Source organism: Cupriavidus sp. DL-D2, from assembly GCF_039710735.1.
Classification (GTDB): Bacteria; Pseudomonadota; Gammaproteobacteria; order Burkholderiales; family Burkholderiaceae; genus Cupriavidus.
In genome coordinates this window covers 41,312-47,673 of the sequence record NZ_JBDKXK010000055.1, presented here as the reverse complement: position 1 = coordinate 47,673, position 6,362 = coordinate 41,312, and the positions used below count along the sequence as shown (strand labels likewise).

Annotated in this window: 5 protein-coding genes and 1 pseudogene; 3 read left to right on the top strand and 3 right to left on the bottom strand. The window is 65.0% G+C overall.

The window, feature by feature from the left end:
• Positions 1-139 (top strand): annotated as a pseudogene (locus ABDB81_RS23270) (bacterioferritin); the annotation flags it as partial.
• 167 nt (positions 140-306) lie between these two features.
• Here the strand turns inward: ABDB81_RS23270 and ABDB81_RS23265 are convergent.
• The 3 genes from ABDB81_RS23265 to ABDB81_RS23255 all read right to left on the bottom strand — a co-directional run bounded on the left by ABDB81_RS23265 (position 307) and on the right by ABDB81_RS23255 (position 3,772).
• On the bottom strand, positions 307-1,356 hold the full coding sequence (locus ABDB81_RS23265) for a DUF1254 domain-containing protein (RefSeq protein ID WP_249359568.1): 1,050 nt from the start codon (positions 1,354-1,356) through the stop codon (positions 307-309).
• 166 nt (positions 1,357-1,522) lie between these two features.
• Positions 1,523-1,912, bottom strand: coding sequence for a hypothetical protein (locus ABDB81_RS23260; protein WP_137926997.1), 390 nt, complete (start codon positions 1,910-1,912; stop codon positions 1,523-1,525).
• 84 nt (positions 1,913-1,996) lie between these two features.
• The gene (locus tag ABDB81_RS23255) at positions 1,997-3,772 is read right to left on the bottom strand and encodes a cytochrome c biogenesis protein DipZ (RefSeq protein WP_346813718.1); all 1,776 of its coding nucleotides are present in this window, start codon (positions 3,770-3,772) and stop codon (positions 1,997-1,999) included.
• Positions 3,773-4,009: 237 nt separating this feature from the next.
• Here ABDB81_RS23255 and ABDB81_RS23250 point away from each other — a divergent pair, with 237 nt between their 5' ends.
• Together ABDB81_RS23250 and ABDB81_RS23245 are read left to right on the top strand one after the other, a co-directional pair.
• Positions 4,010-4,753, top strand: a complete 744-nt coding sequence (locus tag ABDB81_RS23250; protein ID WP_137926995.1) for a response regulator — start codon at positions 4,010-4,012, stop codon at positions 4,751-4,753.
• Positions 4,750-6,051 (top strand): ATP-binding protein, encoded by a 1,302-nt coding sequence (locus ABDB81_RS23245; protein ID WP_346813717.1) that lies wholly within the window; start codon positions 4,750-4,752, stop codon positions 6,049-6,051. The genes ABDB81_RS23250 and ABDB81_RS23245 overlap by 4 nt, the downstream gene beginning before the upstream one ends.
• Positions 6,052-6,362 lie beyond the last annotated feature (311 nt).

The following is a 6,362-nucleotide window of genomic DNA, read 5'->3' as shown; positions in this document are numbered from 1 at the left end:
TCGCGAGATCGTGCATTACATCGGGGAAAAAGACCCGACGTCACGCCGGCTGATGGAAAGCATCCTGGCCGTTGAGGAAGAACACGCGGATGAAATGCTGGACTTGCTGGCGGCGAACCCGGATGAGAAGTCGCACTAAAGTTTGAATCACTGATTGTTTTCTCCCCTCTCCCTCCGGGAGAGGGGCGGGGGAGAGGGCAAGCGGTGCAAATTACGATGTAATCGGCAAGCAGGACCTCCTGCCCTCTCCCCTAACCCCTCTCCCGCTCGCGGGAGAGGGGACCACGTTGACGGAATGCTTGAACCTCACTTCACCGCCACCGCCTCCGGAAACACAAACTTCCCGTTCAGCACTTCCTTCTTCGGCTGGTACAGCCGCACCGTGTAGTTCCATCCTTCCATGATGGGCAGGCAGTTGAACGTCTGCGCATCGCAGTTGCCGAACTGGATCTTGATGCTGCCATCGGTCTCGCGCCGGGCCGTCACATTGTTCAACGTATAGGCATTGGCTTCGTTCTTCTCGAAGTAGCCCTTTGCGTTGTAGACGCTGACCGACCAGAAGCCGTCCACGGGCACTTGACCCACTTTCAGCCGGTACACGGTCTTGCCGTCGTTCTGCTTGGGCGTGACGTTGAGGTACTGGGCATCGCGATCCGGATTGCCGCCCCAGCCTGCGGCCGTACCGATGATGTGCTTCAGCGAATCGACTTCGCCCTTCTTGCCGAAGGACTGGTGGAAGTCAGGCATCACCGAGGCCAGCACCAGTAGCGCATCGCGGATCTTCTTCTGGCCTGCGGGGTCCCAGTTGGGCAGATCAAGCTTGCCGGGCGATGCCTGGCTGACCTGGATGGCATCCTGCAATGCATGCACGCGCTTGGCGTCTGCGGGATCGTCGGGATCGATCAGCGTGCGGATGCCAACCACCGCGTAACGCGTGCCCACGTTCGCGCGGGTCAGCACACGCTTGCCGGCACCGTAGTACACCGCCTGGGTGTAGTGATCCTCGTTGATGACCTGCATCGAGAAGAACCGCTTGCCCGGATCAGGCATCGTGATGGTCACGGGGCCGGCATCGAGGTCGAACACACCGGACGAGTAGAGCGTGTCGCGGTTGAGTCGGACCACGGTCTGGTGGTCGATCGACGCGGGCTCGCGACGATGCAGGAGTTTGCCAACGCCCCCTTGCTTCGCCAGTCCGGCGAAATACATGTCCGATTCGGCCCGCACGAAGTTGTCGAGCGTGACCGGCACGGTGGCAGGTGCAGGTGCTTGCTGGGCATGCGCCACGCCTGTCGCGGCAAGCGCGGCTGCGACGATGAATGGGCTAACGATTTTCGCGATCTGTGTGGATTTCACTGGCTCACCTCTCCTCGGGATGGAAGACTCCATGGCCGGGGCAGTATGCCGTACGCCTTCACACACGCGAACGCGCGACGAAAGGTGTCAGATCGCGCCTTGAAATAATTGAATGCGATGTCCGGATTCGACTCGAAACCGTCGATTCTGGACGATCAGAAACGTCTTACCGCACTGCCGTGCCGGGCTTGCAGTCCCTGACGTAGCCGGTCACGCGGCCCTGGCTCAGCAGCGGCCGGAAATCGCCGGCGGTGCTGATTTCCACGTTCGTACCCTGCTGTGCGGCGCGCAGGCGGATCAGGTAGGAATAGCCTGCATCGGCGCGGCTGCCATAGCCCACGCGGACATCGACCTTGCCGGGTTCGGGATAGGCCATGACGTTGGCATCGTCACCGAGCTTGCGCTTCAGGCAGAGCACCAGATCGCCCACGCTGGCATCCGAGTGCAGGTCCTTGCCGTCCTGGGCTTCCAGATACTCCACGTTTGTCCCGCTGGCGCAGGCGCCCAGCAAGGGGGGGATGATCGCTGCAAGCAGCATGGCACGAATCCGGGTCATCGATGCTCCTGTTCCTGAAAAGGCATGAGCCGCGATGCTGCCACGGGCGGGCGCGGCGGTCAAAGTCCCGCCGCGCCGCGCCGCTCAACCGAACGTGAACGCGTAAGCCTGCGCGCCCGGGTCCAGGAAACGGATTTCGAAGGTGTGCTCGCCCACTTCGCCCGCTTGCCGCACCAGTTGATAGAGCCGGGTCTGCGTGATGGCACCGTTGCCGTTGGCGTCGATATCGGCGCCGTGGCTCGCGCCGGGCGGCTTGCCGTCGATGGTTACCAGGAACCGCACGGCACGGCCATCGGGGGCCGGCCCCAGCACCAGATGAAGATCGCGCGCCTGGAAGCGGTAGCGGATGCTGCCATCGGCGCGCTCGAGCGCGGCGTGGTCCGGACGCACGGTCCACTGGCCGTTCAGTCCCCACTGGTTCAGGCGCAGGTCGCCCACGGTGTAGTTGCGCGGGGCATCCTGGCGGATGCCGCCCGGCGATGCGAAGTTCGTCGCCTGCTCATAGCCCACGTAGGTTTCGCCGGAACGCAGATCCTTGAGATCGGGGGCGGCCTGCGCACCGGGCGCGTCGGGCGTCACCAGGTCACGCGAGGCGGACGGCTGGCCGGCCTCGGCGAGCAGCGTCTGGATGACGCGCTCCGACTTGCCATAATCCCCCTCGCCAAACTGGTGATGACGGATATTGCCCTGTGCATCGACGAAATACGCAGCCGGCCAGTAGTTGTTGCCCCAGGCGCGCCAGATGCGGTAATCGCTGTCCACCGCCACCGGGAACTTGATCTTGAAATCGGCAATGGCGCGGCGCACGTTGTCGGGATTCTTCTCGAAAGCGAACTCGGGCGTATGCACGCCGACGACCGTCAGGTTCGGATACTTCTCGGCCCAGGCGCGCAGGTACGGCAGCGTGCGGATGCAGTTGATGCACGAGTACGTCCAGAAATAGACCAGCGTGACCTTGCCCTGCAACTGCTCGCGCGTGAGCGGTGGCGAGTTGAACCACTGCACGGCGCCGTCGAACGATTGCATCTTTCCCTCGATGGGCAGGCGGCTGCCAAAGCCAGGGCTGGTGTCGTTGGCGGCCAGCAGCATGCCGGAGTCGGCGGGCACGCTGGCCTGGGCCGATGCCTGGCGGCCGGCGTGGAACTTGTCGATCAGCGTCTGTTCGAGTCCGGCCGTGCTGCCCGTGGAGAGACGCGCCAGCAGGCCCGTATCGGCGCCAAAGGCGATGGCGGTCACACCGGCCAGCACACCGACGCCCAGCCCCCGGCGCAGCCATTCGCCAGTGCCCATCGAGCGCTTCATGGCCGCGAACAGGCGTCCGCCGAGACCGAGTGCCGCCGCCAGCGAGGTGGCCGCACCCGCCGCGTAGGCCACGAGCAGCAGCGAGCTTTGCACGCTGGCGCCTTGCAGGGCCGCCGTGGTCAGCACGATGCCGAGGATCGGGCCGGCGCAGGGCGCCCAGAGCATGCCCGTGGCCACGCCGAGCAGCAGCGATGCCCAGGGCGAGGGGCCACCGTCGGCGTGAACCCCCTGCCTGTTCGTCAGCCGGTTGCCTAGGGCCACCACGGGCCGAGCCAGCCATCCGGCCAGTTGCGGCACCAGCAGCGACACCCCGAACACGGCCAGCAGCGCCAGCGCGGCATAACGGCCGTACTGGTTGGCTTCCACGGCCCAGGCACCGCCGATCGAGGCCAGCGTGGCCACCCCGGCGAAGGTCAGCGCCATGCCGGCCAGCATCGGCAGCCGTCCGCGCAGGAACGGCTGGGTGCCCCGGCTCAGCACGAACGGCAGCACGGGCAGGATGCATGGGCTCAGGATGGTCAGTGCGCCACCCAGGTAGGCAAGGATCAGCAGGGTCATGGTCGTGTCTCTCTCGGTGGTCTTCTTCGGGTCTGCAGGGCAGGCCAAACGCTGGCATGCCGCTATGAGACGCCTGCCATCTTCCGCAGATGTGTCGTGGAAGCGCCGAGTTGTACCGGATTGTGGGACCCGCGCGGCCAGATACACTGCGATACACGTTGCCGGCGCACCCCCCATACAATGGCGGCCAGCAAGGCAGATCGCCCCCCAGTTCCAGAAAGAAAAAGGTGAATAGGCATGGAAACGCACGTGGACCACATCCTGATCGTCGATGACGACCGCGAGATCCGGGAGCTGGTCTCCACCTACCTGACCAAGAATGGCCTGCGCGTGACCATGGCGCCCGATGGCCGCCACATGCGCCAGTTCCTGGATGCCAACGCGGTGGACCTGATCGTGCTGGACGTGATGCTGCCCGGCGATGACGGCCTGGTGCTGTGCCGCGAGCTGCGTGCCGGCAAGCACAAGACCACGCCCATCCTGATGCTGACCGCGCGAGACGACGAGACCGACCGCATCATCGGCCTGGAAATGGGGGCCGACGACTACCTGACCAAGCCCTTTGCCGCGCGCGAATTGCTGGCGCGCATCAAGGCCGTGCTGCGCCGCACACGGATGCTGCCGCCCAACCTGCAGATCACCGAGGCGGGCCAGATCCTGGCGTTCGGTGACTGGCAGCTCGACACCACCGCACGGCACCTGATCGACCAGGAGGGCACCATCGTGGCCCTGAGCGGCGCGGAATACCGGCTGCTGCGCGTCTTCGTGGATCATCCGCAGCGCGTGCTGAACCGTGATCAGCTACTGAACCTGACGCAGGGGCGTGAAGCGGAAATGTTCGAACGGTCGATCGACCTGCTGGTCAGCCGCCTGCGCCAGCGGCTCAATGACGATGCGCGCGAGCCCGCCTACATCAAGACCGTGCGCAGCGAAGGCTATGTGTTCTCGATGCCGGTGGAGATCCGGGAGGCCCGTCAGTGAACATCCGCCACTGGCTGTGGCCGCGTTCCCTGGTATCGCGGCTGTTCCTGATCCTGCTGGGTGGCCTGATCGTTGCCCATCTGCTGTCGTTCGCGCTGCTGTTTTCCGAGCGGTACCTGTCGGCGCGGCAAGTGATGCTCGGCACGCTGGAAACCGACGTGGCCACGTCCGTGGCGATTCTCGACCGCCTGCCAGCGGCGGAGCGGCCCCAGTGGTTGCCGCGCCTGAATCGCGGCAACTACCAGTACATCCTGGGGCCGGGTCTGCCGGGCACGCCCGAGATGACGCAGCGCGGACGGGACATCGCCGATCGCATCATGGACGCCAGCGGCGGACGGTTTCCGGTGTCCGTGGAAGAAATTCCCGGCGATGGCAAGCGGCTGCAGGCGCACCTGACACTGAGCGACGGCAGCCCGCTGACCATCGACGTGCATCCGCGCATGACGCCTGTGGCGCAGTGGCTGCCGTACACGTTTGTGCTGCAGTTGCTGCTGCTGGTGCTGTGCTGCTGGTTCGCGGTGAGGCTGGCCATTCGTCCGTTGGTGGCGCTGGCCGATGCAGCCGACGCGCTCGATCCGAATACCAAATCGACACCGCTCGACGAATCCGGCCCCACCGAACTGGCCCGCGCCGCGCGTGCCTTCAACGCCATGCGCGACCGCATCGCCAAGTTCGTGGAAGAGCGCGTGCAGATCCTGGCGGCGATTTCCCATGATCTCCAGACGCCCATCACGCGCATGAAGCTGCGCGCCGAGATGGCCGAAGATACCGAGGAAAAGCGCAAGATGGTCAGCGATCTGGCCGAGATCCAGACGCTGGTGCAGGAAGGGCTCGCCTATGCCCGCACCACGAGCGGCGAGGGCGAGAAGCCGTCACGCATCGATCTTGGATCGTTTGTGGAGAGCCTGGTCTATGACTACCAGGACACCGGCAAGGCGGTCAGTATCACCCAGAATGCAGGGGGGGCGCTGACTACGCGGCCCCATGCGCTGCGTCGGATTCTGACCAATCTGGTGGATAACGCGCTGAAATTCGGCGGCGCCGCCGAGCTGGATGTGCGCCGCGAAGCCAATACCGTGATCATTGAAGTGCTCGATCGCGGTCCCGGTATTCCTGAAGACAAGCTCGATGCGGTGCTGCAGCCATTTGTGCGCCTGGAAGGCTCGCGCAGCCGGGAGACGGGCGGCAGTGGGCTGGGTCTGGCGATTGCCCACCAGTTGGCGTTGGCTGTGGGCGGATCGCTGAAACTGCGGAATCGTGAGGGCGGGGGGCTGGCCGCGGAGATTCGGCTGGGGTGATCCTCTCCAATCTGACTGTTTGTTCCCCTCTCCCGCTGCGCGGGAGAGGGGCCAGGGGTGAGGGCAGGGCTTTACGCCACTAGCCACGCTCGTCAAGCACGACACGCTGGCCCTCACCCCCAACCCTTCTCTCGCCTTGCGGGAGAGGGGAGCAAGACCCCCGCCTCCCCCTCTTTGTACCCCCATGTATCAACCCGCCGTACCGATACGCGCCCTGACATAAACGGGGCCAGATCGCTACGGGCGCGATACGTCGGACGCCTTAAATACGTCTCGTGGCCGGATGCAACGCAACGAAGCGAATCCCGGTC